Here is a 618-nt window from a genome sequence, read left to right as displayed (position 1 = left end):
ATGGCATACTTAAAACTTACACAAATAAAATTGTTTGTCCAAGTTTGTAGAAAAATATATTTTATTTGTGTTAAAAATCATGTTGTTATGATTGGTGTTTTAAGGAGTGAAAGTCGCGGGTGGCGCAAAGGGCAAGCGTGAGCCCGCCGCGCCACCGGGTGCTGGCGGAACAGAGCGTGGAGGTAAGTGAAAACAGGGGGTTAGAGCGGGATCACCTCGAGGGAGACGACCTGCTGCTGCCAGAGTTCGACCTGCCTCTGGCGGGCAGCGGAGAGTTTGCCGCTGGTGACCAGCAGCCAGTTGCGCTGGGGAAAAATCTCCGGCGCCAGGGCGGCGGGAGGCACCGGCAGGACGTCGATGCGATGGCCCTGGCCGGTACGTTTGAGCGCCTCAAGCCAGATTTCGCAGGCGTCGGTCAGGTGCCAGCCGGTGATCAGAAAGTTATCCCCGGGCGCCTTCTTGTCGCCTTCGAGGCAAAACGAGGTGTAGGCGATGATGATGCCGTCGAGGATTTCGCGCAGGGTCATGATGGCCGGTACGTTGACGGAGACCTGGCTGCGCAGCGGACGCAGCACCTCGGTCACCAGCTCCTGGCGCGGATATTCGCGCCCGGCATCG

At 58.1% G+C, this 618-nt stretch carries 1 protein-coding gene; it reads right to left on the bottom strand.

Annotated features, from left to right (window positions below; genetic code table 11):
* Positions 1-200: 200 nt before the first annotated feature.
* Positions 201-618 (bottom strand): hypothetical protein (locus HHU12_RS34510; protein WP_205960104.1); only part of this gene is annotated, 418 nt, incomplete at its 5' end.

Origin of the sequence: Flammeovirga aprica JL-4 (assembly GCF_012844305.1) — a bacterium.
In the GTDB taxonomy this organism is placed as follows: Bacteria; Bacteroidota; Bacteroidia; order Cytophagales; family Flammeovirgaceae; genus Flammeovirga; species Flammeovirga aprica.
The sequence above is the reverse complement of the archived record's forward strand: the minus strand, read 5'-3'. Positions and strand labels throughout refer to the sequence as shown.